The following is a 25,290-nucleotide window of genomic DNA, read 5'->3' on the forward strand; positions in this document are numbered from 1 at the left end:
TGTCTGTCTATTCGATCACGTTAACGCCGAGCGCGTCCCGGTATTTCTCGACCAACTCAATCCAGGTTTCTGAATTGGCCACGATGAACTGGTAGGTGTGGTCGTTCATCAGTGTGACCTTAAAGCCCTCGGGCAATAATGGGGGGATGCTGTGTTTTTCTACCTTGGCGATATCGGTGAGGGGGATGTTGTAGGGGCCGAGTCCGAAGTCTTCGTTATAGGGAGCGAAGTGCAGGGTTTCGGCGGTCATCCACAACTTGCCGTCGGCTTTGGCGACGCCTCGTTGGATTGTGGAAGTAGAAGATTTGATCACCTTTTCCGGAGCGGTGATGTCGGCTTGGGTTACCATTTATGAGCCTCCTTGTGGCGTGTGAGTGGTTCGCTGCGGCATGAAATAACTGCATCAACAACAGCTCAACGTCCTGATAGCGAATATAGAACGGCCGACGGTAAAGATAAAGCGCGGCGAGAAGCAGGTGAGCCTTATATGACGCCGGTCTCAAATAAGGCGATCAGAGCGTCCGCTACCTTGCGCACCCGTGGCGATCGTCGCAGGTCCGGGTGGATGACCAGCCACAGTTCTCGCACAATCGGACAGGCTGGTTCTCGAATGGGTTGTAACTGAGGATAAAAGCGCTCCATGAAACAGGGTAAGACGCCAACGCCTACGCCGCCGACAATCGCGCTGGCGAGCACGTTCAGATCATTGGAGCGGAAAACCAGCGGCGAGTGGGGTAGTGTATCCAGCCATTGTTGCTGCGGAGCGGATTGCATGCTGCGTTCGTAACCGACGTACTCCCATTGCTCCTGGGAACGCGTCGCCAGATAGTCGTGGCAGCCATAAAGGCCATACTGTAACTTGGCCAAAGGGCGCGCCGCCAAATCCGGCTGTTCCGGGCGGCGCATACGCAGGGCGATATCCGCCTCGCGCTCATGGAGATCGGCGTTTTGCAGATCTCCCACCAGTTCCAGTTCGATGTGCGGCAACTGCTTCCGTAGCTCACTTAAATGCGGCGCCAGTATCAGGCTGGCCAGCAATGGCGGCGTTGAAATACGCACGCTGCCTGACAGCCCGGACATGCCGTCTGCGATGCGAGTAAAGCTTTGCGCCTGGGACGCCATCCGCCGCGCAGGCTCCAATAAGTTTTGACCGTCTTCAGTGAGACGCCAGCGTCGCGGCAGACGATCAAACAGCTTCATTTCCAATTCCCGCTCCAACATATCCACCCGACGCGCAACGGTGCTGTGCTCGACAGAAAGCGTGCGCGCGGCGGCGGAGAGGCTGCCCGCCTCCGCCAGCGCCAGGAAATAGCGGATGTCATCCCAGTTAATCGATTTCATTGTGCAATTATGCACAAATACTGTGTGATTTTGGGGAATTTTCTACAAAGCATGCCGCGGTTAAAGTTTACGTAGCTAACAAGGAGCTAACAGGACACCCACCACAGTAAGAGCATTAAGGAGTTCAGAATGAGTACGCCTATCCGTATAGAAATGTCCCAAATTGGCGAGCCGTCCGTATTGCAGCCGGCGACCTTCCAACTATCGCCTCCGGCCCCGGGAGAAGTGCGCCTTCGCCATCGTATGGTGGGAGTGAACTTCGTGGATATCTACTTCCGCTGCGGACTCTATCCCATCGCCGAGGACCCCCGCGTATTGGGTGTTGAGGCGGTGGGCGTGGTTGAGGCGTTGGGAGACGGCGTCACTGGCTTGAGTATTGGTCAGCGCGTCGCCTACGCCGGCTTTCCGTTAGGAAGCTACGCCAGTCATCGAAATGTGGCGGCGGAGAGATTATTACCGGTTCCCGACTCGGTCTCTGATGAAGCGGCGGCGTCCGCATTATTGCGGGGAATGACCGCCCACATGCTGTTGAACCGGGTCAGACCCGTCGCGGCGGGTGAGTCGATGCTGGTTCACGCCGCCGCGGGTGGACTAGGGCAGGTATTGGGACAGTGGGCGAGCAAGCTGGGCGTGAGATTGATCGGGACCGTTGGCAATGCGGAAAAGGCGGAAATCGCCCGCCGCAAAGGCTACGACGACGTGATTCTGTATCGCGAGCAGGACTTTGCTGAAGCAGTGAAGACGCTCACTGACGGCGCTGGCGTAGACTACGTCATCGATGGCGTTGGCGCGGACACGTTGATGCAAAGCCTGGCGAGCGCCGGGGCCTTTGGCACGGTCGCCAACATTGGGCAACCCTCCGGCATGTTGCAGAGCCTGCCTATGGAAGCCATGGCGCGGGCGGTTCAATTCACCCGTCCCAGCGTGTTGCTGCATATGATGGATTTAAGCCACTACCGGATCAGCGGCAATGCGGTCATGGAGCAACTGGCGAATGGGTTGACCGTGGATATCGCGGATACAATTCCTTTGGAGCAGGCCGCCCAAGCCCATGCCTTGCTGCAAAGCGGGCAGACGGTTGGAGCGGTGTTGCTGTCGGTATAAAAACAGGTTTGCGTCCGGTCGGTTCGGCTGGACGCAGAGGTTGTCAATCTTCTGCTGCGGCTGATAGGCTTTGGCGCAATCAAGCTCTATGACCAATAAGGATATTGTTGTGACCTCTACTGTCTCTGCCTTGCCGTTGCAAATTTCATGTTTATACCGTGTGGAAGCGCTGGCGAAAGCCTGGCCGGCGACACACGTTATCTCTCTGCTCGACCCTGATATCAGCGAGCAGGCGATACCCAAGCTGACCGCCCATGTGGAAGCGCATCACGTCATCAGAATTTTTGACCAGGAGAGAGCGGAAGCCACTCACCACTTTGACGCGGTGATCAGCGGCGTCCTGAACACCTTGCAGGCGATTCTTGAGGGCCCCGCAAACCGCCTGATCATCCACTGTCATGCCGGTGTGAGTCGCTCTACGGCCATAGGGCACGGCGCTTTGGCGTTAATACATGGGGCTGGCCGGGAAGATGACGCCTTTAACGAGTTGCTCAGGATCACCCGCAAGCCCTGGCCGAACAGGCGCATTGTTGAGGTTATCGACAACGCCTTGAACCGCGGCGGGACCATGTTGGCGCCGTTGGACGCCTATCGGGAGGCGAACCCTTATCGTTTGGATAGCTACAGACGGCTGAACCGAAAGCGTGGGATTGTATCGAAAGTTCAGCGTTGACGGCGCTGACAGGGTGATCAAAGAGGCTCAAAGTGACCTTTACGCCTGTGTCACCCCGCAGTTTGTGGACAAGATTGCAGAAAGTAAAAACGGGGGCTGGGCCGCCCCCAAGAGGTGTTAGTTCAGTCTTCAGCATTTATGCGGAGGTGATTCCAGGTTAGCTTGAACCCTGTCACTCCTGGACTTCCCTTTTAGCAAGGCGGCGAGAGACGCCTGCTGATTCCGAGGTATTACTTACACAAAAGGTCTACCGCTAACCCCGTTAATTCTAGAAGTCGGCGGCGCGGTGTTTGTAGAATATTTGGTGAAACTTTTGTGGCGTTTTTGCAATAGAAGAGAGGTGGGCCAAGAGCCGACCAATCAGAAAAAATATGAAATATCGACAGGACTGTAGGGTGAATATCGCCAGCCTCAAAGAAAAACTTGCCTCTGAAGATATTGACGACATTTATGATGCGTTAATTGATATCGGCAAAACCGACTGTTACGAGTTGATGGAATATGTCAGGCGCTTTCTGCAACACCCGGAGCCGGATCTCAAGCGCGCCGCCATTATGGTGCTCGGAACCTGCTGGAGCATACCGGACTTCAAACATGAACTGATCCCTTTGATGAGTAAAGATGAAGACGACGACGTCCGAGCGACGGCGCTCATCAACTGGGTAGGGTATTACGCAGGGACAAAAGACCCAGCAGTCCTTCTCACGCTCAACGACCTGCTGCGAGATAAAACGGAAGACCTTTTCGTTCGCATGGAGGCGTTGAGAGGCATTGCCAGAGTGGCTCAAACGGATATCGACGAAAAACTGATGCGCGAGCTGGAAAGAGCGTCTTCATATGCGGAGTTTGAGTCTTTAATTCCGTGGGATTGGGTGGATGACATTATTGCGCATACGGTCTAGAGGGCGCTTTACTCGTACGCGAACCGCTTCTTTGGGGCTGTCGTTGTGAAAGAGGAAGAAAAAGGTGAAGTTGAAGCGGAAATGAAGCTGTCGGAATTGAAGGTACCAGGAGATTTTGCGCGTATATTGGCTGTTTTTAATGGTGTTGAGAGAAGTTGAGGGAATATGAGTCGGTCGTTATCTGTGAAAGGGTGGTTGGAGTGCACGGAGGAGGATGTTGTTCTGATAAGGGATCTTGTTGAGCGACTACCTGATTTAGAAGATATTCCTATTGAGCCTACTAAGGTCGAAAAGTATTCCTTTGGATGGGTGCTTAATCCAAGGCCTAAAGGGTGGATGTGCTATGCCTTTTATGGCTACGACATCAGGTCGCGAGATGTTGATTACGTTTATTGGAAGCTGGAAAAAATTACGGCTTTGATTCCCGAATTGAACGGTTACTTTCAGATTGATGATTTCGACGCGGAGTTCTCGATAAAGAAAATCACTATCGCCAATTCGGAAATCTCCATCACCGAGGAAGAGATTTAATCGAAAGTCATGAAAAGCTGGCGTCCGTATATGGAGAAGTCATCTTCTATTGCAAATCTCCTCGATAGGTAAGCCGCCCTGATAGCTGGCAGGGCGGCGTTTGACGTTTATCTATTGTTTCACAAAGGCCAGCAAATCCTGATTCAGCCGACCTTTATGAGTATCTGTGAGGCCATGGGGCGCGCCTGGGTATTCGATGAGTTTGGCGTTTTTGATCAGTTTCACCGCGGCACGGGCGGAAGCGTCGATGGGGACTATCTGATCGTCGTCACCGTGCACGATCAGCGTGGGAATGTCGAACTTCTTCAGGTCGTCGCGGAAGTCTGTGGCGGAGAAGGCGGCGATTGAGTCGTAGGTGTTCTTGTGTCCGCCTTGCATGCCCTGGGCCCAGAATGACTGAATCATCCCTTGAGACGTTTGAGCGCCGGGACGATTGAAGCCAAAGAATGGGCCCGATGCGATATCCAGATAGAGCTGGGAGCGATCTTTGAGAGATGCGTTGCGGATATCGTCAAACACTTGCAGCGGCAAACCGATGGGATTGCTGTCCGTCTTCAGCATCAGAGGCGTCACTGCGGAGATCAACGCCGCCTTTTTGACCCGCTGCGTTCCGTGTCGACCGATGTAGCGCGCCACTTCGCCGCCGCCTGTGGAGAATCCCACCAGAGTGACGTCTTTCAAATCCAGTGTTTCGATCACGGCGGAGAGGTCGTCCGCATAATGATCCATATCATTGCCTTCCCAGGGCTGACTGGAGCGACCGTGACCGCGACGGTCATGCGCCACAACGCGATACCCTTTGTCAGCCAGGAACAGCATTTGCGACTCCCAGCTATCCGAACTCAGCGGCCAGCCATGACTGAAGACCACCACGGGCGCGTCTTTGGGCCCCCAGTCTTTGTAGTAGATCTGTACGCCGTCTCGGGTGGTGATGTAATTGGCGGTCTGGGATACCGCTGCGGCGGCTTGCCTGATTACGGGCGTCTCGGCGGCGGATGCCTGCGCGGCGCCGACCAGTGTGAAAAACGCCAGGGTCAGTGCGTTGAGGGGGCGGGTAAATGATTTCATGTTTTCTCCTTAATGCTTTGATGTTTTTGGCGCTAGTGGTCTTGGCCAACAAGCAGGAGCAACTTTACCCTTATGCATGATACGATATATCACAAATAGTCCTGATAATTTAACCCTAAGTATCTTTATGGTAGATCGGTTGGCGGCGTTGCTGGAACACTTCTCTATTAACGCCCGTGTGTTCAATACCGGCCCTTTGTGCGGCGTTACTGACGTATACAGCAAGGACCAATATGGGCAGCTTCATCTCGTGCGCCAGGGGGCGGTGGAAGTGCGGCATGGCAGGAAAGTCGTCGCCAACGTGGCGGAGCCGAGTCTGCTGTTTTATCCGCGGCCTTTGCCTCACCGCTTTGTCACAGATCCAGCGGTCGGCGCTGATTTCGCCTGCGCCAACCTGAGTTTTGAAGGCGGGGCGAACAACCCGGTTGTCGCGGCGCTGCCAGAATTTATCTGCCTGCCTCTCTCGTCTTTGCCGGGCGCCGCGCCGGTGTTGGATTTACTATTCCAGGAAGCGTTCGCCGGTAATTGCGGACGACAGGCGGTGCTGGACCGTCTCTTTGAAGTCCTCCTGATACAGGTGCTGCGGTATCTAATGGAAGATGGACGCACCCAGGTCGGCATGCTGGCGGGAATGGCGCACCCGCGCTTAAAACTGGCGTTAGTGGCCATGCATGAACAGCCTGGGGAGGACTGGCCACTGGAAAAACTGGCGGATCATGCCGGCATGTCCCGCAGCGTATTCGCCAACCTGTTTCGCGATCGCGTCGGATGCACGCCGGGCGTTTATTTGCAGCGCTGGCGTATTAGTCTGGCGCAACGGGCCTTGCTGCAGGGGGAGCCGCTCAAGTTAATTGCGGGGGAAGTGGGTTATGGGAGCGAGGCGGCGTTGTCGCGTGCGTTCAAGGCCTGTGTGGGATGCTCACCGGGAGAGTGGCGAAAGCATCAGGGTCTTTAGCTTCCCGTTATCATCCATGATGCGCACAAAATTCAGCCAATATTGCGCCCCCTGATCGGGGCGTAGTCCGTTTGCGATATTGTGAAAGAGATCGCATCTGTTACTGTTTCGCCACTGAGTTTACTTAGTTAACTCCACTTGAACAGACATAACAAACTGACTCGATTTCGCCTGAAGCCAAGCACTTGCAAAGCTGTTATTGGAGGATGGCGTTGCTGGATTTGAGTCATGGCAGGGAATGCGTTAACCCGGCGAAATACAGATTTTTAGTAGTAGATATGATTAAGAAAACGGCAATATCTCTGGTTGTAATCGTTATTTTGGTGCTCCTAGTTTTTCGTGTGCTAGGGCCCTATTTGCGGCAAATCAAAAGCGATGAAGCTGTCGCTCTCAAGGCGATCCCCGTCACCTACAATTGCGCGAGAGGAAACTGCATCGCTTTTGATGTCGAGTCCGTCGGCGCAGAAAAATATCAGCAATACGTCAACAATCTGATTTATCCCTACAGCGATTCGGAAGCGCAAGACGAAGTCGCCACACGCCTCGCGAATCTGCTATCGGACAGCCAGATTTCCGTGTGCATGAAAGGCGTGCTGCACCAGTTTCCCATCGACTACCTACGTCCTTTTCACAAAGGCTATGGCGGGTATGATTTTCAGTTGATGGAGATAGGGGAGAGCGCCTGTGAGGAGTGAGAGCGACGGCTAATTGGCTCACACTCTAGGCGGGTTTATTGGAACGTCACGGCGGACGCATCAACCACCTCAACTCCCACGCCGAATCCACCCATGAACTGCAACAATTGATTGTGATGCGCAATGATCTGCTGAGCGGTAAGTACGCCGTTGTCGCAGGTGGAGTGGCCGTCTTTCACCAGGGTGACCTGGTATCCCAAAGGAAGCGCCTGGCGGACGGTGGTGTCGAGGCAAAGTTCGGTTTGCTGGCCGCAAATGATCAGGCGCGTCACTCCGTGCTGTTGAAGCAGGGCGTGCAAATCAGTTTGGTGGAAAGAGTTGGGTGTCTTTTTACGCAAGTGGATATCTTCAGGTGCTGAAGTAAGGTCCGGACTCAAGCGCCAGCCGCCCGTTTCATACACCAACGCCCCCGCAGATTCTTCATGCAGCATAAAGATGACCGGCGCATTGGCTTTTCGCGCCTTTGCGGCAAGGTCATTGATGCGCGCAATCAGGTTGTCGACATCGAACGCGGCTTCCTCGCCCGTGCATAATCCAACTTGCATATCGATAATCAACAGTGCGGCGCTCATGCCTGTGTCTCCATGTCGTGATCGGTTCAGGTTCAAGGCGAACCAGTCTTAAGCGAACGGCTCGGTTACGAGTGAGATAATCCGGTATAAGGTATTAATAGTAAAGGAGTTGGCTGACATTGGGACAACATGTCAATCAATGCTGACCTTCCACTGTTCACCATATGCCTACACAGTTGTAGAAGCCTCAAAGCGCACTGGCTAAGAACCAATAATCGCCAGTTAACGTACTTATTAGGTGGGCGCGGTAGTTGGTCGAATTTAAGGGAGTGACGGTTCTGTGTGGGAGAGCTGAGTGCGATGGCGCTGGACCTGAGAGCGACTTGCGCTAACCCGGCGGGCGTCTATGATTGATAAGGGAGGATTCACTGGAGAAAGTGCTTGGCGTCCATTGATTTAACGTTGTCGGTGATCATTTGATTATGTGGCGTTGCTCATGATTCGCTGTGTCTTTTCTTATGTGTTTGGCTTCTTGCTGCTTGCCGGTCACGGCTTCGCCGCTGATCAACCGTTTTCGCGCCAACTGGAATTGATCACGTCTTCTTCTATCGCTCCCTATGTCATTGCCGAGGAAAACCGCGGTCTGGTGGTGGATATCATTCGCGAGGCGCTGTCGGAACGGGAGTATGCGGTTAATTTCATATACACCACGAACCGGCGGTTGTTTGCGGAGTTACGAAATCAGCGCGTGGATGGGGCCTTTAATCTGCCTCCGGGCAATTACTCCGAGGGAGGCTATTACCTTTCCGATCCTGTGGTTTACTACCAGAATGTAGTGGTGACGCTGAACGACCAGGCGGATGGGATTATCAAAGTGGATGACCTCAAGGATAAACGCCTGGTGGTGTTCCAGAACGCCCACCTTTATCTGCCTCCTGAGTACGCCAAGATGGCGGCGCAGAATCCGCACATTGAGGAAGTTGTGGATCAACAGGCGCAAGTGCAGATGCTGTTTTTGAAGCGTACCGACGCGATCATTCTCGATAAGCGCATTTTCCATTACTACCTGAATAAACTGCATTCAACCAGCCCGATTTATGAGGCGCCTTACACCGTTCATCCCTTGTTCAACAGCGCCCCTCGCTACGCTATTTTCAAGTCCGCAAAACTGCGTGATTTATTCAATCAGAGGCTGCAGGAGTTGAAAGACAATGGACGCTATGAAGTCATCGCGGACAACTATCTCAAGCTGGCGCAATAGCTTCGCTGCGCTGCTCGCACACATTTCTGACGTCGCTTAAAACCTGTCCAAATTGTCACAAAATCCACGCTTGAAAAGTCGCGTTCCGACCATAAATTGGTAAACGCCAGGGATAGCCCCTTGGTCTTTTGACTTTGTTTATATTGCTTCAAAGCGGAGGATATACAATGAACTCAATCGACTTAACCCCACTTTATCGCAACAGCGTCGGCTTTGAACGACTGGCGTCGTTGATTGATCGCGCGCTCACCGGCGAGGCCGACTCGCCCGCTTATCCGCCCTACAACATCGAAGCGTTGCAAGAGAACCAATACGCCATCACCTTGGCGGTGGCGGGCTTTGCACGCAGCGAGCTTGATATCACGGTGGAGAAAAACGTACTGACCGTGCGCGGCCGCAAGGAGCAGGACGCCTCCCGCAATTATCTGTATCAGGGCATTCCGGGACGGACATTCGAGCGCTCCTTCAATCTGGCCCAGTACGTGGAGGTGAAAGACGCCTCGCTCAGTAATGGCCTGCTGACGATTACGCTGAAACAGAACATTCCTGAGTCGATGAAGCCCAAGCAGATTGCGATCAACGATGGTGGGCGTTTGCTGGAGCATGAAAGCGACGCAGCCTCTGAAGAAAGGCCTGACGCCGCCAACGAAGCGGCCTGATGACGGAGCGGCGCCGGCGTTCGTCGCGTCGGCGCCGCAGCAGTCCGGTGCAAGACATTGTCAGTACTTTTGTTTTCCTGTGAAGCATGATTTTAGGTGGAGGAAAGGAAGATGAAACTGAACAAACTCAATCCCTGGAACTGGTTCAAACACGAGGATGAGCGCCAGGATCAGCGTGAACAACTACCAGTATCCCGACAAGACGCAGCGGCTGGCGTGAACCCGCCGGCTTCAGCGTCCGGCGCGGACTCGCTGCTGCGGCTGCATCAGGAAATGGATCGGCTGTTCGAGGATGTATTCAGCGCCTTTGGTGTGCCGTCCATGCTTTCCCGACGCGGGGCGTCGTCCTTTGAACGCCCTGGCGCGAGCCGGGAGTACCGGCCTTTGATCGACGTGTCCGGCGATGAAAAGCGCTATGAAATCGCCCTGGATGTCCCGGGCTTGTCGGAGTCGGATTTGTCCATAGAGGTAAAAGGCGATCAGCTGCTAATCCGCGGCCACAAGGAAGAGAAAAGTGAGAGTAAGGACAAGCAGTTTTACCGTATTGAGCGCAGCTACGGCGCGTTTCAGCGCACGTTATCGCTGCCGGATGACGCCAATGTGGAAGACATTCATGCGCAACTCAGAAACGGCGTGCTCAAGCTGGAGATTCCCCGGCGCGAACCAGACGCCAAGGAGGTGAAACGTATCGCTATTCACTCGTAACCTGGCTATGCATTTGTAGCCTAACCACTTATTTATCACTACACCGGGGCGGGCCTTGTGAGGTCCGCCTCCGGCGACGAGGCCCGGCCTCTCTGTTCGCCGCCATGAAGTCGTCATGACGACCCAGACGTAAGGGCCTCTGATCAACTAGGGAGGTCATTAACATGCAAAGCAAAACCCAAAAGACGTTACTCGGCGTCGCCGCTGGCGTGGGATTGGCGGCGATAGCGGGCCTGGGTTATTACACCTGGGAACTGAACCAGAAAGTTGCCGCCCTTGAGGCGCAGACTACGCCCAACGTCAATCTTCCCTTGAGCGCAGCGCCTGATCCCTGGCCCAAAAACTGGGACCCCTGGTCGGATAATTGGGACCCCAGCGGACAGTTTGCGGAAATGCAGAAGCGCATGGATGAGATGATGAAACATATGGCGCCGGGCAACTCGACTTTCAGCCTGCAGGGCTTTGGATTGTCATCGCCGGGACCGAACATTGACGTGAATGAGAACGCTAAAGAGTACAAGGTCACGGTGACGGTTCCAGAAGGGGAGAAGGTGGAGCTGAACGCGGACCTGGATGGGGATACGTTAAAAATCTCCGGCAAGGTAAGAAGTGAGAGCGAGACCAGCTCCGGTGGCTTGGCGGGAAAAACCGTGTCCGCCAGTCAGTTTTCTCAATCCATGACGTTGTCTGATCCGGTGATTGAGTCAGGGATGACGATCAATAACAAAGGCAAGGAAATCGTCATTACCATCCCGAAAAATACGGGATGAAAACGGGAGCGGAAGGCGCCGGGGCGTGCGATCGAACGCCCCGGCGCCTTCACCAACCCCGGGACTTCATGCGCTTGAGCTGATACTCCATGGATGATTGATCCATCAGGCGGCTGATCTCTTTCAGGGACAGCTGCTTGTAGCGTCTTTGATCTTTGGCGGTTGGGGTGGCGCCTAACATCACCGGTTCCTCTTCGGACCACTTCTCGAGGTCGGTCAGATATTCAGAACGATAACGCTGAATCGCCTCTTCGGCGAGTTGGCGGGGAGATTTTTGAGACTGCGTATCCATATGCAACACCTGGGCTGAAATGCAAGTATAAGCAAGTGGAATTAAAAGGCATGACAGGATTGATGTCAAGTGTAATTGGCTTGTATTTCAAGGGAAGGCGGCCAAATGGCGGATAGGTGAGAGTCTGTATTGAAAGCAAAGTTGTATATCTGGTGAGCGTTCAGACAAATGAAAACCTCGCCGGAATGACCGGCGAGGTAATGATTTTTAGCGCGTAATCAAGCGCTTAGCCTAAACGATTAAGATGCCTTGAGGGATTCCGGCAGGGTAACGTCGTTGGCTTTATACCAGCCTTGAGGGTCTTTCTTCAGGTTGGCGATCAGCTTCTCCAAGTCGTCGTACAGGGCGTGCCGCGGTTTCCAGTCGAGAAGGTCGGCGGCGCGGCTGACATCCAGCTCATAATGATCGGATGACATATCCACCATAAACGGCTTGATGAAAGGCTTCTCGCCTTTATCGATGCTGTTGGGAATTATCGGCTCGGCCTTTTCCTCCACCCAGGCGCCGGCCTTGGCCACGGGCTTGGGAACGCGCAGGGTGCGCCAGTGTTCCTTGCCGTGAATCAACTCGCCAATTCGATCCTGCAGTTCGCCATAACCCACGGCGCGGTCTTCGCCAATCAACATGATGTTTTCTCTGGGCAGATCGCGGCGGCGTTGTAATGTCTTCAAAAACGCCTGCATCAAATCCTGGCGGTGCACATAGGCCTGACCGGCGTCAGTGTCGCCGGGATACAAATGGCTCTCCAGATCCTTCTCATAGATACGCGCGATCTGCTGCGACAGGACCGGCGCGGCCTGCTTGTCGTCATACAGGCCGGCGAGACGCAGGATGCTGTAGGGCATGGCGCCGGCATTCTCCTTGATGATGATCTCCGCTTTGGTTTTGTACTCGGGATACACCCAATCCGGGTCCAGTGGCGTATCCTCGGTAATGGGCGCGCCATCAGGTTCGCTGGCGCGATGGACCAGCATGGTGCTGGAGTAGATGAAGCGCTCCACGTAGAAATTCTGCAACGCCGCCATGAGATTGCGCGCGCCGTTCACGTTGACTTCCTCGTAGAGCGGGGAGTCTTCCCCGGTGAAATCGAAATACGCGGCCAAATGAAAAACCGCGGCGATGTGACGGCCAAATTTCTCCCGAAAGGCGTCGAAGGTTTTCTTGACGTCATCCGGGGAAGTCAGGTCCAGAGTGTAGTTGTGATCCGCGAGAGGAGTTTCTTCACGATCCATACCGATGACCTGATACTTTCCCGTCAAGGTAAGAATGAGACTGGACCCGATATCGCCAGCCGAACCGGTGACGATGACCAGCGGTCGTGTTGAGGTGTTTGTAGTATCCGACATGACTCTTTCCAACGTTCCTTTATCTGATGAGTGATACGGCCGCTTCCTTATGCAAACTGCGTGAGGCGCTGGCTACGGACTGAACAACGCCCGGGAAAACGACCGCCTTGTCCGTTATCTGATACAAGGGCCGTGCCAGTCTAAAGTGGGTGTCCTGGTAAGCTGGTGGCTAGAGGTGATGGGGCGTTGTTGTGGGTGTCCTCATAAAACAATGGGTGTCTGAATAACAGTATTGCAGTGGGTGTCCAAACAAAGTGGGTGTCTGAATAAAACAATGGGTGTCCTGATAGCGTCGAGATTACGATCGCATTGAAAATCGTCGAAAAACGGGTGGGTGTCCATATAAAGCGGTTTGAGTGTATGAGGTTAAGATGGGTGTCCTGATAAGGCGACAAGGCAGACTTGCACGCCGGGCTGGATAAGCTGGCCTGAATTTTGATGCTTGAAAGAGACGGACGTCTTGCGTCGTCACCCTCGGCAACGTTCGTTCCCGGCTGGCGTTATCCAGGAGGCTCGCCGAGAAAAGTTTCAAGGAGGGATGGAGAATGCCTTATGACCGCCTCAGCGAACTGCCCAACAATGTCTCCCAGGTCCTGCCCAAGCACGCGCAGGAAATCTATCTGGCCGCGTTCAATCATGCCTGGGATCAGTATCGAGATCCCGAAGACCGCCGCGGCGACGCCTCTCGGGATGAAACAGCGCGTCGGGTGGCATGGTCTGCCGTCAAAGAGAAATATGTGAAGCGGGACGGGCGTTGGCGTCTTAAGTAGCTTTGGTCGTTGTTAGAACATCCAGCGATTCCAGTTGCCGTAACGCCTGCTGATATCCCCTCGCGGCAGGCTTAACAGGATCAACGCCAAGCCGGCAGTCAAGCTGGCGAGAGAGGCGTTCAGGCTTGGGCCATAGGCGAAGGGCGTCAGCAGTAGGCAAATGCCTAGTGGGACCAATAGAAATCGCACCGGTCTTGCGACCTCTGTCAATGCGATCACTGCTACGGTGATGGTTAACGATCCTATCAGGTGATCCCAGTCCGCCATCGCGCCTTCGGTTCCGAACAGCAATCGCGTGCACATCAACCCCACGCCGATGAGTATGCTCACGGCGAGATTCCAAGGCAGCCCCACGCCCCCGCCCACGATGTCTTTTATGATGGCGGCCGGGCGTTGTTCGAAGCTGGGCTCTTGCGCGACGCGTCCGCCACTGTCTTCATCACCGAGGAAAAATACTTTCCACAGGGAGCGACCCGCTTGTTTGCGTCGATACAGAAATTGGCCGGTGGCGACCAATTCATCCAGCGAATAGGGGATCTGCAACAACATCGCAGTGGCCGCAATCAGGCAGAGGGCGCACCAGGTTTCCAGCAAAATAGGCTGAATAATGATGAAGGTGATGGAGACAATGCCCAGAGGCACAATCATGAATCCGAACAGGGCCACCAGCCAGGGCATGGTGCGCCAGCGTTTGTGCGACCCCACCAGCCCGGACAGGATTTCCAGCGCGTAGGTTAAAGCGCCCACGCCAGCGTCGGGAACCGGCCAGGCTTCAGACACATACGAGGTGATGATTTCCTCCGCGCCGTTTTGGGGATCAGTGCGGGAGCCTGCGAAGAACGGGTCCCACACCTCGGGAATATGCTCTAACTGGTATGCGCACAAATACGTCGAGATCAGCAGACCAACCATAGCCAGGGCGATAATCGGCAGGCGTTGAAACCAGCTGGAGGGGTTGCTGTCCCACCCCGGTGGAATATTCGTCTCATCCAGTTCCGCTCGGGAGGAAACCCCGGGAGAGGGCGGTAATGCAATGGCGAAGCCGATCACCAGAATGCCCACCAGCGTGTCGTTTAAATAGGCCGCTGCGTTGGGTGTCCAGAATAGCAGCGGCGCCGACATCAGCCACAACCCCAGTACAGCGCAAACCCAGCGCGCCCAGCTAAAACGCCAGGATAGGGATAGCCCGGCGAAGACCAGCAATACAAAGCCCGCGATCACATCGCTGTATATCATGCCTGGCTCGCTATAGTCCCGCAGCGCCGGTGAACAGATGAGCCAGAGCGCCAGGGCCATGTTCATGAAATGAGCCCACAGGTTGCGGCTATGCAGGGCCCGGTATTGATCGCGATGTACGATGGAACGTGAAAATGGCGTTGATGACCGGATAATCTGTTCCTGCATAGCTAACTCCCTTTTATGTATTCACGGGCGAGTGCGGTCAGTGATTAAGGGCTGCGAGGGCGTCCTTGATGGCGCTCACAAAGGCGTCGAGATCGCCCGGGTGGCGTGCAGTGATGATGTTGCGGTCGCGCACGGTGGCCTCGTCCACCCATTCCGCGCCGGCGTTTTTCATGTCGGTGATGATGGACTTGTAAGAGGTGGCGCGAATGCCGCGGACGATCTGCGCCTCAATTAATAGCCAGGGGCCGTGACAGATGGCGGCGATGGGCTTTTCCGCGATGTTGAATTTATGGATCAGGTCTATTACCGTCTTTTCCACCCGCAGCAAGTCAGGGTTGATCTGCCCGCCGGGCAATACCACTGCGTGGTAGTCCTCTACATCTACGTCTTGTACGGTCTTATCCACTGGGACTTCTTCGCCCCAATCTTTCCCGCTCCACCCCCGAATGCGGCCTGTCTGCAGGGAGGCTACATGCACGGTGACGCCTGCGTCGCGCAGTCGATCCCGGGGAACTTCCAGCTCGGATTGCTCGAATCCGTGGGTGGCGATGATGAGAACCTTGGCTTCGTTGATATTCATAGTAAATGCTTCCGTTTTCTGATGTCCGTATTGGCGGCGCGGCTCCAAGTGGTTGAACCCGCGCTACGATGGGTGTCCTGATAGGCTCGGCAATTTCCTTGCCATGGCTGCGTTTGCTCAAAATGACGTGAGGGCGGGCTAGGAAGCGGTTGAAAAAGGGTGTCGCAGCTGAATTTTGGCGGTACTTTTTCCAACGATCTTGTAAAGCTTACAATCAAATGCCTTCCTGATTTTCCTTTGGAAGAACGAACTTTCCCCTTGGAAGTGCGAAAGCATATACTGAGGTCAGGCCGCGGCTGATAGGGCGGAAAAGACACATCTCCGGGTTGGCGCACCGATGAATGACAGACCATGAACAAGGCGATATTGGTTGATGAAGGTTGGCATAAACTTGGCAAGCCAGACTGTCGTCCTGAGCAGGCGACTGCGTACATCACTTGCAAGTTGCGACAACTTGACGAGATAAGGGGCGCTGAGGATCTGTCCGCTAGCGTGCTGAGCAATCTGGACGAGTGTAAAGACCAGTTCTCCCTTCTGATGAGCAGTATTTCTACCGACGATTATTATCCTCAATACATCTTCACTAATCGTTTGCTTGAGTTGATTCAGATAGAAATCGAACAAGTACGCGAAAACGGATAAAACCGCCTGCCTGGACTAATCTTCGCAGAAAAACAAAGGGAGCATTCGCATGATCAGAAGGTGGTTTTATCAGATATCCATAGCCTTGCTGGCGGGACTGGCCTTGATTTCTCTGGTCTGGCCGCCGGTGTGGTGGTTTTTGCTTCTGATTGGCCCGATCATCGCCATAGGTCTGTATGACGTCATGCAACACGAGCACGCGATTCTGCGAAACTTTCCTGTCATTGGCCACACCCGCTACTGGCTGGAGCGGATTCGCCCGGAAATCCAGCAGTACTTCATAGAATCCAATATCGATGCGCACCCCATTCCGCGGGAGATTCGCGCCATTGTCTACCAGCGCGCCAAGGGGGCTTTGGAAACCAAGCCGTTCGGCACCGAGCGGGATGTGTATCGCGTTGGCTACGAGTGGGCGGCGCATGCGCTGTCAGAAACGGAGCCTCTGAAAGAAGAGCCCCGTGTGGTGATTGGCGGCGAGCAATGCCGACAGCCATATTCTTCCTCGGTGCTAAACATCAGCGCGATGAGTTACGGCGCGTTGTCGCCGGCGGCGATCAAAGCCCTGAATAAGGGCGCCAAGAAAGGCGGGTTCGCCCACAACACTGGTGAAGGCGGGGTCTCGCCCTACCATCTGGAAGCGGGCGCTGATCTGATCTGGCAAATCGGCACCGCCTATTTTGGATGTCGCACCCGCACAGGCGATTTCGATCCTGAAATGTTTAAAGACATGGCGCAGCGGGACGAAGTGCGCATGATCGAGCTGAAACTATCTCAAGGCGCCAAGCCGGGACATGGCGGCGTACTGCCTGCCTGTAAGGTGAATGAAGAACTGGCGGAAATTCGCAAGGTGCCCATGGGTGAGGACGTCATCAGTCCGCCCCGCCATCGGGCGTTTCATAATCCAACGCAAATGCTGGAATTTATCACTCACTTGCGCGAGCTGTCGGGAGGCAAGCCGGTAGGCTTCAAACTCTCCGTGGGGCGGCGGGTGGAGTTTTTATCCATCTGCAAAGCCATCCTGGAAACTGGCGTCACGCCGGATTTCATCACTGTGGATGGCGGTGAAGGCGGCACTGGCGCTGCGCCGCTGGAATTCTCCAACTCACTTGGCATGCCCGCCCGGGACGCCTGGATGTTCGTCAACAACGCTTTGGTTGGCGTTGGTAAGAGAGACCATATTCGCCTCATCGCCAGCGGCAAGATCATGACTGGATTCCATATGATTCGCGCCATGGCGCTGGGCGCGGACCTGTGCAACAGCGCGCGGGGCATGATGTTCGCGCTGGGTTGCGTGCAGTCGTTGCGCTGTAACAAAAACACCTGTCCAACCGGCGTTGCGACCCAGGACCCCTGGCTGTATAAAGGTCTGGTGGTTGAGGATAAAGCCGAGCGTGTCTTCCGCTTTCACCAGGGCAGCATCCACAGCTTTCTGGACCTGATGAACGCCATGGGCGTGGACAGCCTGAGTCAGATCTCACCGGAACTGATTTTCCGACGCATTGGCGACATGCGCGTAGAAACCTTCGCTGAACTCTATGAATTTCTCACTCCAGGCCAACTGTTGGATGACGACGACTTACCCCGCGCCTGGGCGAGAGACTGGCGGGACGCCAGTGCGACGGCGTTTGCCCCATAATCCCGGCAATGAGAACGGAAGGGCGAGAGCAAAAAGCAAAAGTAAAAGCAAAAGAGAGGAGCAGAGTCTTCAACTGCTCCTATGGCGCTGCGACATACTCAACATGGATGTCCGGCGAGCGAGCCAAAGTCTGATAGACCACGCAATAGCGTTCCGTCAGTTTCATCAGAGAGCTGAGTTGTTCCGCATCCGCCTGGCTTTTGAGGTCAAAATGCAGGCGGATGGATTTGAAGCCGACAGGCGCGTCTTTTGCGACAGACAGCGTGCCCCTGAAATCCAGATCTCCCTCCGCGCGAATCACTGCATCCTGCAGATCCACTCCGGTCGCTGTGGCGACAGCGCGCAAAGTAACGCCGGCGCAGGCTACCAGAGCTTCCAGCAGCATATCGCCAGAGCAAAGCGATAAGCCATCGCCCCCCGTCGCTGGATGCAGCCCCGCCTCCGCTATGGCTCTACCTGTGTCCACCTTGCAAGTGATTCCTTCCCCAATACGTCCCTGTGCTTTCAACGTAATCAGCGCCGTCTCCGGCTTTTCCTTGTATTGCTGCTTCAGGGGAGATTGTAAGGCTTTGAGTTCATCCGCGTTCATATACGCCTCCGGAGATTTAGAGATTGGGACCATGAATGTATATTAGTTGAAGCACTAAAGATTGGAGATGTGTCTGTATACTCACCGAGGACCGCTCATCTTTGCGCTTCATGCTTGGTTTACTTCTTAAGTTGATGAAAATATGGATAAAGTGACAATAAATCCCTGCCTTAAATATCACTCTCTAAAAATGCTGATGACGCTGGATTTAAACAAGGCCGTAGAGCTTTTGACGAGGGAATATGGCGATTCCTTTTGTCTGGATATTTCATTGATGAACGATGCCGAACGCGAGCGCTGCATGGATGTCTCCAGCGCTGTCACTATCGTGAGAGAACGGTTTTGGATTCTTGAGAAGGAACACGAAGGAGGCTTGATCCGCCGGAGGGATCTTGAAAAGAAAATTGTCGACGAAGGCCAAAAGTAAAGCGGGTCAGTTGAATAAAAAAAGCCCCCAGGGCATCTTGGGGGCTTCGGATGACGGAAAATGTTATTCCTCCATATGCTCCGTCAAATTCATCGAGGCTCTGGCTCCGGAGCCTGTTTTATAGGTGGCCACCAGCTGAATGCCGGAATAAGGCTTAAAGGCGTACAGCATGATGTGGAAGGTGCCGGCGTAGGGATAGCGCCAGGAGCACCATTCCACCTGAGTGGTCGAATAAGGGCGGCAGTGGTAGTTGCTTAGCGTCGGCTGGGACTGATACATGACGTGCATGTCCGCGTCGCCAGTTCCGCCGGACATCTCAATACGCAGGTCTGTCGCGCCCGCGGGCACGTTCAGGCGGAAATAAGACTTCTCACCCTGCGCGCCGGACAGGTTGCGGTACACCTGGCCATTGGACATTTCGCGGTTACTGCCCTGATCGTTGTCGTTCTCATAGCCAACTTGCAGAGAGATTCCTGAGTAGTTGGAGAACGCGTGCAGCATGATGTAGTACTTGCCGGCCTGTGGCGTGCGGTAATAGCACTGCTCGTCCTGAGTGGTGGTGTATGGACGGCAGTTGTAGTTGTTGAAGCCGGGACGACCGTCACGCTTGACGTACATGTCCACGTCGCCGCGACCGCCGCTGATTTTGAAATACAGATTGCGGGAACCGGCGGGGACATCCAGCACGTAGTAATTCAGATCTTCTTTATTGGCTGACATGTTCTGCACGGTCTGGCCGTTGCGCAGAGTGGTTTCCGAGTTGTTGTCATCACCGCTATCGTCGCCGCCGTTGTCGTCATCGCCTCCATCATCGGGATCGCCGCCGTTGGGAACGCCGGGGTTGCTGAGGGAGCGATTAGCGCAATAACGATAGTTATCTTTGCTCAACCAGAAGTAATTACAGTCGCCGTCGTAACTCCAGCGGCCGGTTTTCACTTTGTAGCCGGACAGGGCGACGCCGTCGAGGTGGAAGTAGCTGCCGTTGTATTTCAAGCTGAAATGCTGGTGAGGGCCAGTCGAGCTGCCGCCGTCGCAGAGCGCTTGAGATTGGTTGTTGGCGTAGTTCGCCAGTTTCTGGTTCCGGGAAACCGTGGCGCGATTCTGGAATTGAATGTTGTCCAGGTGGTAGTAAGTAGTCGACCATCCGCCTTCGTGCAGCACTTCAACGAAACAGGAAGAGTGACGAATCGCGGTGCCTCCCGCTGACGCCACCGCCCATTTGTTGGAGGTGTTGGAGCCCCAGTAGCCGCCGTTGTTCAAGTCCAGGGAGGAAAGCGGGTAGCTGCCGCTGCCGGTGTAAGTGTGCGCGCCGCCGAAATACCATTGCTCGCCAACCGGGAAGGGCAGCTGCAGTAAATTATCCGGCGGTACCGCGTTACGGGTGTATGCGGCGAAACGATTAAGAGACGGAGCGGTTGAGGCTGTGGCGGACTGCGCTGTTTCCGGGAATAGGCGATGATAAACCTCCTGGAACTCCTCGACATCGCCGTCAGAGCTGTTACGCAGTTCATCAGACAAGGACTGCGTCGCAATGCCCTGACCCACGAAAGACAGGTTCTGTTGCTCTTGCCCTACTGTTTTGTAGTAGTTGGTGGCGAGGCGGGTGGCGATATCCTGCACTTGCGCATTGAAGCCGGATTCAGAGGACAGTTCGCCCATAGGCTGCTGCATAGCCGCGAACTGGCGTCCGCCATGGCTGAGCAAGCCGCTTTGCATCTCAATCAGGGTCATCAGGACCTTCGGGCTGACGGTGCTGTAACCGGCCCAGTGCGTAATCACGTCTGCCTGATCTTTCAGATGGGGCGCATGTTCTTCCAGGTACGCCGCCACGTCGAAGTTCCGCATCTCGTCGTAGGAATATATGAATTGGTCGTCGGGAATTGCATCGCTATCGTAGGCTTGGGCGAAAAACGGCAGAGCGGTTAGCGCGCAGGTCAGGATAGACTTGATCATCCTTTTCATGAGGTTTCTCTTTGGGATTGAGTTGTAAGTATTAGAATTATCTTGCGCAGTCTGTATGAAGGACGGGCCCGGTGGAATCAGTAAAACGGCAGAAATTAGACTCGTCCGGTCAGGGGTGGGGTTATCCGTAAAGGGTTATCCGCTATACCGTTTAGTGTAAGCGGCGTAAGCGTTATGGGTGAAATTTGAAACTTTGGTTGTGTTTATCCCGGGAAAATGAGGCGTGGCGCTCAGTTTGGCGCAATCATGAGGGACGGGCTAATTATGGGTGTCTTGATAAGCAAACATTAAACATGGGTGTCCTGGTAAGCAGTGAAGACGGAATGGCTGAGCGATCAGTCTCAATGTGCCCTAGCAAGAGTAAAAGTGGGTGTCCATTTAGACACCCAAATAGAAAACCAGGCGTTATCCCAACGATTCCAACTTCCACTTCAACCGCTCCGTCGCCTGCCTGAGAATGAAAGGAAGGCGCTTGCCAAAAGTATGCAGGGCGTAGACGTCTCTGTCTTCCGCCTGCCAATCCGGGGCCACTCTTTCCAGCTCGCCGCGACCAATGGCGTCCGCCACGAAGATGGATGGGGCCAGCAGTAAGCCTAATCCATGGCGAGCATAGTTGATCGCCGCCGGCAGCGTATTGACCTGCATTGTCTTACCCGCATGTAAAAGAGTTTGCTCGCCGTTGTTGAACAGAGACGCTTTGTGTTGCCAGGGCAGGAGGATCAACGTGTGGTTTTGCAACTGCTGGGGATCAGGCTTGCCATGGGTGTCCTGATAAGCTTGCGAAGCAACCAGAAACGAACGCAGGACACCCAGTTTTAGCGCGTGGTAGTCGCTGTCTTTCTGAGGTCCAACTGTGATCGCCATGTCCAGTTTATGTTCAAGCAGATCGAGTTTCTGATCGGAAAAAGTGACATCAGCGATCAGCTTTGGATATTGCCGACACAAATCGGCTATCACCGACTCCACCAGCAGGGATTCAAAGGCATGAGGAGCGGTAATTGCGATCCGTCCCTGAGGCTCTTGCTCAAAATCCTGTAACTCATCCACCGCCAGTTGCAGTGTTTCCGCCATTTGCTCGCAGCGCAGTGCGAACTGGCGTCCTGCGGGTGTCAGATGCAGTCGCCGGGTGCTACGACTCAGCAGCTTTGTACCCACCAAGGTTTCCAATTGACTGATATAGGTGCTGATACCTGACCGGGTATGTCCCAAGCTCTCTGCGGCGCCGGTAAAAGATCCGCACTTCACCACCTCATGAAAGACCAGCATACGATAGGGAAGCGCCTTTTGTTCATTATTTCTAAACATTGAGTTTTAAAAAGAGCTAATTATTGCGTTATTGGATTCGAATATTATTCCTCCCGCTCCCAAAACAGCAAGAGAGGAAAGTGAAATGTCCCAAATCGTTATCGAAGAAGTCCTGAGCGCCAGCAGAGAATGGATTGCCTGCTTTAACCGTGGCGATGTTGAAGGTTGCCTTTCCGGTTACCTGCCCGATGCCACCATGCGTGTGGACCCGGTTGGAGAGTTCAAAGGCGCCGGCGCTATCGCCTTATTCTGGCGCGATTTCGCCAACCTCAATCCCTCGCAACTTGAGTATCTGGACGTCAGCGTCAAAGTTATCGACGCCAAAAGCGCCGTCCTTTCCGCGAACTGGCGCATGAATATCGCCAACGGCTTTATCAGCAAAGAGCTGTGGGTGAAGCAGGACAGCGGCGAATGGAAGCTGGCGCAGGATGACTTCAGCGTTCAGAGCCTGAACCCACAGCAAAGCGCCTGAGCTTACCAGGACACCCACTTTAGTAACCGGACACCCATTTCAACGTTTGTCGTTTAACACAGAGGTATCTATGAAAAGCACATATATTCTTGTACACGCTGCATGGCAGGGCGCTTGGGCTTGGAAGCAGGTGGCGGATCAATTGACGGCCAAGGGACATACTGTTATCGCACCTGACTTACCGGGTCATGGAGCGGATCAAACACCAGCCAAACATATCCGGCTGCAGAATTATGTGGCGACAGTGCTTGAAGCGGTGGATCGCGCAGAGCAGCCAGTTATCCTGGTCGGCCATAGCTTCGCGGGCGTCACCATCAGCCAGGTGGCTGAGGCGCGACCAGAGAAAATTCGCGGTCTGGTTTATCTCACCGCGTTCTTGTTGCCCAATGGCGGTTCATTTGGCGATGCCGTGGCGGGAGTCACGGGCTCTGTAGCGGTGGATAACTTCTACTTGTCAGACGATAAGACGGAAGCCTACGTCGCTGCCGAAAAAGTTCACGCCGCCTTTGCTCAGGATGCGTCTGCGGAAGCCTTTAGCGAAGCCGCCAAATACATGGTGGCGGAACCAGCTGCTCCGTTGTTTGAAAAGCTGAGCATCACTGATGAGCGTTGCGGAGCCATTCCGAAGTATTACATCGAAACAACAGAGGACAACGCTGTACCGCTTGCGGCGCAGAGGCAGATGGCTGCACAAGGAGGCGTTCGTCGTACTTATTCGATGGCCACCGGGCATTGCCCAAACCTGACTCAACCAACAGAAGTGGCGGCCTACCTGCTGGAGATTGCAGAAGAGTTGTAGGGGGTTATAGAGAGCTGTAGGGCCTTGAAGCGGCTGAAAAAGTGCTGCGAATAAACGCATGAGCTTATCAGGACACCCACTGTATTAGAGTGGGTGTCCATTTTATTATGGCCTCATTGCCCGATCCCCACACTTGACGACCACCAACAATACTGGTTATATAGCCAGCACTTTGTGACGTTAATTCAAGGATGAAAACCATGCCAAAGCCACGGAGTGCGCAGATTTCCGTCGAAGCCACGCCTTTTTACCACTGTATCTCACGTTGTGTGCGGCAAGCGTATTTATGCGGTCAGGATACCGATGGCCGCGATTATTCTCATCGCCGCAAATGGGTAGAGTCCCGCATATTATTCCTTTCTTCTGTATTCTCCATGGATGTGTGCGCCTACGCGGTGATGAGTAATCACTTCCATGTTGTGCTTCATGTCAATACAAGTCGCGCGGCATCATGGAGCGACAGAGAAGTCGTACATCGCTGGAATAAACTTTTTACCGGGACCGAACTGAGTTGGCGTTATTTACGAGGCGAGCCGATAGAAGACGCTCACTTCCGTATTCTGAAAAAGCAGATTACTGTCTGGCGACAGCGGCTTGCCTGCATCAGTTGGTTTATGCGCTGCCTGAACGAGCCCATTGCAAGAATGGCGAACCGGGAAGATGGCTGTACTGGCCGGTTTTGGGAAGGTCGTTTCAAGTCCCAAGCGCTGCTGGACGAAAAAGCATTGCTGGCATGCCTGGCTTATGTCGACTTAAATCCCGTGCGCGCTAATTTGGCGAGGACGCCGGAAGAAAGCTCGTACACCTCCATCCAACGCCGCATCGATGCATTCAAAAGTGAGCAACCGCATCAGCCCGCTAAACTCATGCCGTTTACAGGCTCAAATCGTAATAAATCCTCTCAGGGTATTCCATTCGCCCTGGAGGACTATCTGGCGCTGGTGGATTGGACGGGAAGAGCGCAAAGGGAGGATAAACCTGGCTATATCCATCAAAGTTATCCGCCGATATTGCAACGCTTGAACTTCGATCCTGATCACTGGCTGACGGCCAGTCTTAAATTTGAGAGTCGCTTCAGAGGTTGGGTTGGCGCCTTCTATCGGCTGAAATCAGTCTGCGCCAAGCTGGGTTACAGGCGGATTCCTGGCGGCGCTAACTCCAGATTACTTTTGGTCTGAGTAACGCAAGAGCGTGCGGAGCTGAACGAATCAAACGAATCCCGTTAACAGGACACCCACAATAAGAGCCCGAATCAAAGTCTATCCACCAGCTTTTCTACAATTTCCAGTGGCGTTTCAAAGCAATAATCCGGCTGTTCTTCTTTCAGGCGTGTGAAGGTGTTGTAGCCCCAGGCGACGGAGCCACATTTCAGGCCGGCTTTGCGTGCGGCTTCTATGTCTCGCAACTCATCGCCGATATAGATCGCCTCATGGGCCTGTATTTTTTCGTTTTTGAGGAGCGCTCGAAGCTTATGCGCCTTGCCGGACAAAGACATGCCGCAACTGAAGTAGTCGAACACTTCGAGATCATTATGTTTGAGAAACATACGGATATTGCTCTCGGAATTGGACGATCCAATGCCTAATTTGTAGTCGTGATCGGTCAAACGCTGAAGCGTCTCTTTGATATGAGGAAAGGGTTTGACGCTGGTCATCTTGCCTGCGGCGCGCTTTCTGAACTCCCTCGCCAATTGGGGCGTACGCCAGGCGCTGATACCCAAAAAATCCATAATTTCGCCGTAGGTTTTATCCCTCAGCGTTTCGCCTTCTTCCTCGGTGACATAGCGGAAATTGAAGGTCTTTGACATATCTTGGATGTTCTTGAGAAACCAGGAGTAGGTGTCGGCGATAGTCCCATCAAAATCGAAAATAACGTAGGCAACCACGTAAA

General features: G+C 54.1%; 29 protein-coding genes. 17 read left to right on the forward strand and 12 right to left on the reverse strand.

Annotation, left to right across the window (positions count from 1 at the left end):
* Positions 1 to 7: 7 nt before the first annotated feature.
* Both ONV78_RS16430 and ONV78_RS16435 read right to left on the reverse strand, forming a co-directional pair.
* Complete coding sequence (locus tag ONV78_RS16430) at positions 8 to 349, reverse strand: hypothetical protein (RefSeq protein ID WP_279504697.1); 342 nt, start codon at positions 347 to 349, stop codon at positions 8 to 10.
* 134 nt (positions 350 to 483) lie between these two features.
* Positions 484 to 1,341 (reverse strand): LysR family transcriptional regulator, encoded by an 858-nt coding sequence (locus ONV78_RS16435; protein WP_279504699.1) that lies wholly within the window; start codon positions 1,339 to 1,341, stop codon positions 484 to 486.
* A gap of 129 nt (positions 1,342 to 1,470) precedes the next feature.
* On the opposite strand from ONV78_RS16435, the gene ONV78_RS16440 reads away from it, so the two are divergent.
* The 4 genes from ONV78_RS16440 to ONV78_RS16455 all read left to right on the forward strand — a co-directional run bounded on the left by ONV78_RS16440 (position 1,471) and on the right by ONV78_RS16455 (position 4,551).
* A complete protein-coding gene (locus tag ONV78_RS16440; protein WP_279504702.1) occupies positions 1,471 to 2,445 on the forward strand; it encodes a quinone oxidoreductase in 975 nt (324 codons plus the stop codon).
* 109 nt (positions 2,446 to 2,554) lie between these two features.
* Positions 2,555 to 3,118, forward strand: a complete 564-nt coding sequence (locus ONV78_RS16445) for a protein tyrosine phosphatase (RefSeq protein ID WP_279504704.1) — start codon at positions 2,555 to 2,557, stop codon at positions 3,116 to 3,118.
* A gap of 371 nt (positions 3,119 to 3,489) precedes the next feature.
* On the forward strand, positions 3,490 to 4,020 hold the full coding sequence (locus tag ONV78_RS16450; protein WP_279504706.1) for a HEAT repeat domain-containing protein: 531 nt from the start codon (positions 3,490 to 3,492) through the stop codon (positions 4,018 to 4,020).
* A 165-nt stretch (positions 4,021 to 4,185) separates the two neighbouring features.
* Entirely contained in the window at positions 4,186 to 4,551 is a 366-nt protein-coding gene (locus ONV78_RS16455; protein WP_216738152.1) for a hypothetical protein, read from the forward strand.
* A 111-nt stretch (positions 4,552 to 4,662) separates the two neighbouring features.
* Here ONV78_RS16455 and ONV78_RS16460 read toward each other — a convergent pair whose 3' ends face one another.
* A complete protein-coding gene (locus ONV78_RS16460) occupies positions 4,663 to 5,619 on the reverse strand; it encodes an alpha/beta hydrolase (RefSeq protein WP_279504707.1) in 957 nt (318 codons plus the stop codon).
* 127 nt (positions 5,620 to 5,746) lie between these two features.
* On the opposite strand from ONV78_RS16460, the gene ONV78_RS16465 reads away from it, so the two are divergent.
* Both ONV78_RS16465 and ONV78_RS16470 read left to right on the forward strand, forming a co-directional pair.
* Positions 5,747 to 6,574, forward strand: a complete 828-nt coding sequence (locus tag ONV78_RS16465) for an AraC family transcriptional regulator (protein ID WP_279504708.1) — start codon at positions 5,747 to 5,749, stop codon at positions 6,572 to 6,574.
* Between the two features lie 278 nt (positions 6,575 to 6,852).
* Complete coding sequence (locus ONV78_RS16470; RefSeq protein ID WP_127970730.1) at positions 6,853 to 7,269, forward strand: hypothetical protein; 417 nt, start codon at positions 6,853 to 6,855, stop codon at positions 7,267 to 7,269.
* A gap of 35 nt (positions 7,270 to 7,304) precedes the next feature.
* On the opposite strand, the gene ONV78_RS16475 is transcribed toward ONV78_RS16470, so the two are convergent.
* Complete coding sequence (locus ONV78_RS16475; protein ID WP_279504710.1) at positions 7,305 to 7,841, reverse strand: cysteine hydrolase family protein; 537 nt, start codon at positions 7,839 to 7,841, stop codon at positions 7,305 to 7,307.
* A gap of 436 nt (positions 7,842 to 8,277) precedes the next feature.
* On the opposite strand from ONV78_RS16475, the gene ONV78_RS16480 reads away from it, so the two are divergent.
* From ONV78_RS16480 to ONV78_RS16495, 4 genes are all read left to right on the forward strand, one after another.
* Positions 8,278 to 9,042 carry a transporter substrate-binding domain-containing protein gene (locus ONV78_RS16480; RefSeq protein WP_216738149.1) on the forward strand — a complete coding sequence of 255 codons (765 nt, stop codon included), beginning with the start codon at positions 8,278 to 8,280 and terminating at the stop codon, positions 9,040 to 9,042.
* A 167-nt stretch (positions 9,043 to 9,209) separates the two neighbouring features.
* Positions 9,210 to 9,701 (forward strand): Hsp20 family protein, encoded by a 492-nt coding sequence (locus ONV78_RS16485; protein ID WP_279504712.1) that lies wholly within the window; start codon positions 9,210 to 9,212, stop codon positions 9,699 to 9,701.
* Between the two features lie 111 nt (positions 9,702 to 9,812).
* Positions 9,813 to 10,406: an Hsp20/alpha crystallin family protein gene (locus ONV78_RS16490; protein WP_279504714.1), complete on the forward strand. Its 594-nt coding sequence runs from the start codon at positions 9,813 to 9,815 to the stop codon at positions 10,404 to 10,406.
* A 164-nt stretch (positions 10,407 to 10,570) separates the two neighbouring features.
* Positions 10,571 to 11,176, forward strand: a complete 606-nt coding sequence (locus tag ONV78_RS16495) for an Hsp20/alpha crystallin family protein (RefSeq protein ID WP_279504716.1) — start codon at positions 10,571 to 10,573, stop codon at positions 11,174 to 11,176.
* A 49-nt stretch (positions 11,177 to 11,225) separates the two neighbouring features.
* Here ONV78_RS16495 and ONV78_RS16500 read toward each other — a convergent pair whose 3' ends face one another.
* Together ONV78_RS16500 and ONV78_RS16505 are read right to left on the reverse strand one after the other, a co-directional pair.
* Complete coding sequence (locus ONV78_RS16500) at positions 11,226 to 11,468, reverse strand: hypothetical protein (RefSeq protein WP_279504718.1); 243 nt, start codon at positions 11,466 to 11,468, stop codon at positions 11,226 to 11,228.
* A 239-nt stretch (positions 11,469 to 11,707) separates the two neighbouring features.
* Complete coding sequence (locus tag ONV78_RS16505) at positions 11,708 to 12,814, reverse strand: NAD(P)-dependent oxidoreductase (protein WP_279504720.1); 1,107 nt, start codon at positions 12,812 to 12,814, stop codon at positions 11,708 to 11,710.
* A gap of 545 nt (positions 12,815 to 13,359) precedes the next feature.
* Between ONV78_RS16505 and ONV78_RS16510 the strand changes: the two genes are divergently transcribed.
* Complete coding sequence (locus ONV78_RS16510; protein ID WP_279504722.1) at positions 13,360 to 13,584, forward strand: ChaB family protein; 225 nt, start codon at positions 13,360 to 13,362, stop codon at positions 13,582 to 13,584.
* A 12-nt stretch (positions 13,585 to 13,596) separates the two neighbouring features.
* Here the strand turns inward: ONV78_RS16510 and ONV78_RS16515 are convergent, their stop codons facing one another.
* Together ONV78_RS16515 and ONV78_RS16520 are read right to left on the reverse strand one after the other, a co-directional pair.
* Positions 13,597 to 14,988 carry a vitamin K epoxide reductase family protein gene (locus ONV78_RS16515; protein WP_279504724.1) on the reverse strand — a complete coding sequence of 464 codons (1,392 nt, stop codon included), beginning with the start codon at positions 14,986 to 14,988 and terminating at the stop codon, positions 13,597 to 13,599.
* A gap of 37 nt (positions 14,989 to 15,025) precedes the next feature.
* Entirely contained in the window at positions 15,026 to 15,568 is a 543-nt protein-coding gene (locus tag ONV78_RS16520; RefSeq protein WP_279504726.1) for a type 1 glutamine amidotransferase, read from the reverse strand.
* Positions 15,569 to 15,919: 351 nt separating this feature from the next.
* Between ONV78_RS16520 and ONV78_RS16525 the strand changes: the two genes are divergently transcribed.
* A complete protein-coding gene (locus ONV78_RS16525; protein WP_279504728.1) occupies positions 15,920 to 16,210 on the forward strand; it encodes a hypothetical protein in 291 nt (96 codons plus the stop codon).
* A gap of 49 nt (positions 16,211 to 16,259) precedes the next feature.
* Positions 16,260 to 17,846 carry an FMN-binding glutamate synthase family protein gene (locus ONV78_RS16530; protein ID WP_279504729.1) on the forward strand — a complete coding sequence of 529 codons (1,587 nt, stop codon included), beginning with the start codon at positions 16,260 to 16,262 and terminating at the stop codon, positions 17,844 to 17,846.
* Positions 17,847 to 17,925: 79 nt separating this feature from the next.
* On the opposite strand, the gene ONV78_RS16535 is transcribed toward ONV78_RS16530, so the two are convergent.
* On the reverse strand, positions 17,926 to 18,435 hold the full coding sequence (locus tag ONV78_RS16535; protein ID WP_216738139.1) for an OsmC family protein: 510 nt from the start codon (positions 18,433 to 18,435) through the stop codon (positions 17,926 to 17,928).
* A gap of 142 nt (positions 18,436 to 18,577) precedes the next feature.
* Between ONV78_RS16535 and ONV78_RS16540 the strand changes: the two genes are divergently transcribed.
* The gene (locus ONV78_RS16540) at positions 18,578 to 18,862 is read left to right on the forward strand and encodes a hypothetical protein (protein ID WP_279504733.1); all 285 of its coding nucleotides are present in this window, start codon (positions 18,578 to 18,580) and stop codon (positions 18,860 to 18,862) included.
* A gap of 63 nt (positions 18,863 to 18,925) precedes the next feature.
* On the opposite strand, the gene ONV78_RS16545 is transcribed toward ONV78_RS16540, so the two are convergent.
* Complete coding sequence (locus ONV78_RS16545) at positions 18,926 to 20,824, reverse strand: pre-peptidase C-terminal domain-containing protein (RefSeq protein WP_279504734.1); 1,899 nt, start codon at positions 20,822 to 20,824, stop codon at positions 18,926 to 18,928.
* A 405-nt stretch (positions 20,825 to 21,229) separates the two neighbouring features.
* Positions 21,230 to 22,090 carry a LysR family transcriptional regulator gene (locus tag ONV78_RS16550; RefSeq protein ID WP_279504736.1) on the reverse strand — a complete coding sequence of 287 codons (861 nt, stop codon included), beginning with the start codon at positions 22,088 to 22,090 and terminating at the stop codon, positions 21,230 to 21,232.
* 124 nt (positions 22,091 to 22,214) lie between these two features.
* On the opposite strand from ONV78_RS16550, the gene ONV78_RS16555 reads away from it, so the two are divergent.
* The 3 genes from ONV78_RS16555 to ONV78_RS16565 all read left to right on the forward strand — a co-directional run bounded on the left by ONV78_RS16555 (position 22,215) and on the right by ONV78_RS16565 (position 24,578).
* A complete protein-coding gene (locus ONV78_RS16555; RefSeq protein ID WP_279504737.1) occupies positions 22,215 to 22,601 on the forward strand; it encodes a nuclear transport factor 2 family protein in 387 nt (128 codons plus the stop codon).
* 70 nt (positions 22,602 to 22,671) lie between these two features.
* Positions 22,672 to 23,400: an alpha/beta hydrolase gene (locus ONV78_RS16560; protein ID WP_279504739.1), complete on the forward strand. Its 729-nt coding sequence runs from the start codon at positions 22,672 to 22,674 to the stop codon at positions 23,398 to 23,400.
* A 200-nt stretch (positions 23,401 to 23,600) separates the two neighbouring features.
* Positions 23,601 to 24,578 carry a transposase gene (locus tag ONV78_RS16565; RefSeq protein WP_279504741.1) on the forward strand — a complete coding sequence of 326 codons (978 nt, stop codon included), beginning with the start codon at positions 23,601 to 23,603 and terminating at the stop codon, positions 24,576 to 24,578.
* Between the two features lie 74 nt (positions 24,579 to 24,652).
* On the opposite strand, the gene ONV78_RS16570 is transcribed toward ONV78_RS16565, so the two are convergent.
* Positions 24,653 to 25,285, reverse strand: coding sequence for an HAD-IA family hydrolase (locus ONV78_RS16570; protein WP_279504742.1), 633 nt, complete (start codon positions 25,283 to 25,285; stop codon positions 24,653 to 24,655).
* Between the last annotated feature and the right edge of the window lie 5 nt (positions 25,286 to 25,290).

Origin of the sequence: Hahella sp. CR1 (genome assembly GCF_029813005.1) — a bacterium.
Taxonomy (GTDB): Bacteria; Pseudomonadota; Gammaproteobacteria; order Pseudomonadales; family Oleiphilaceae; genus Hahella.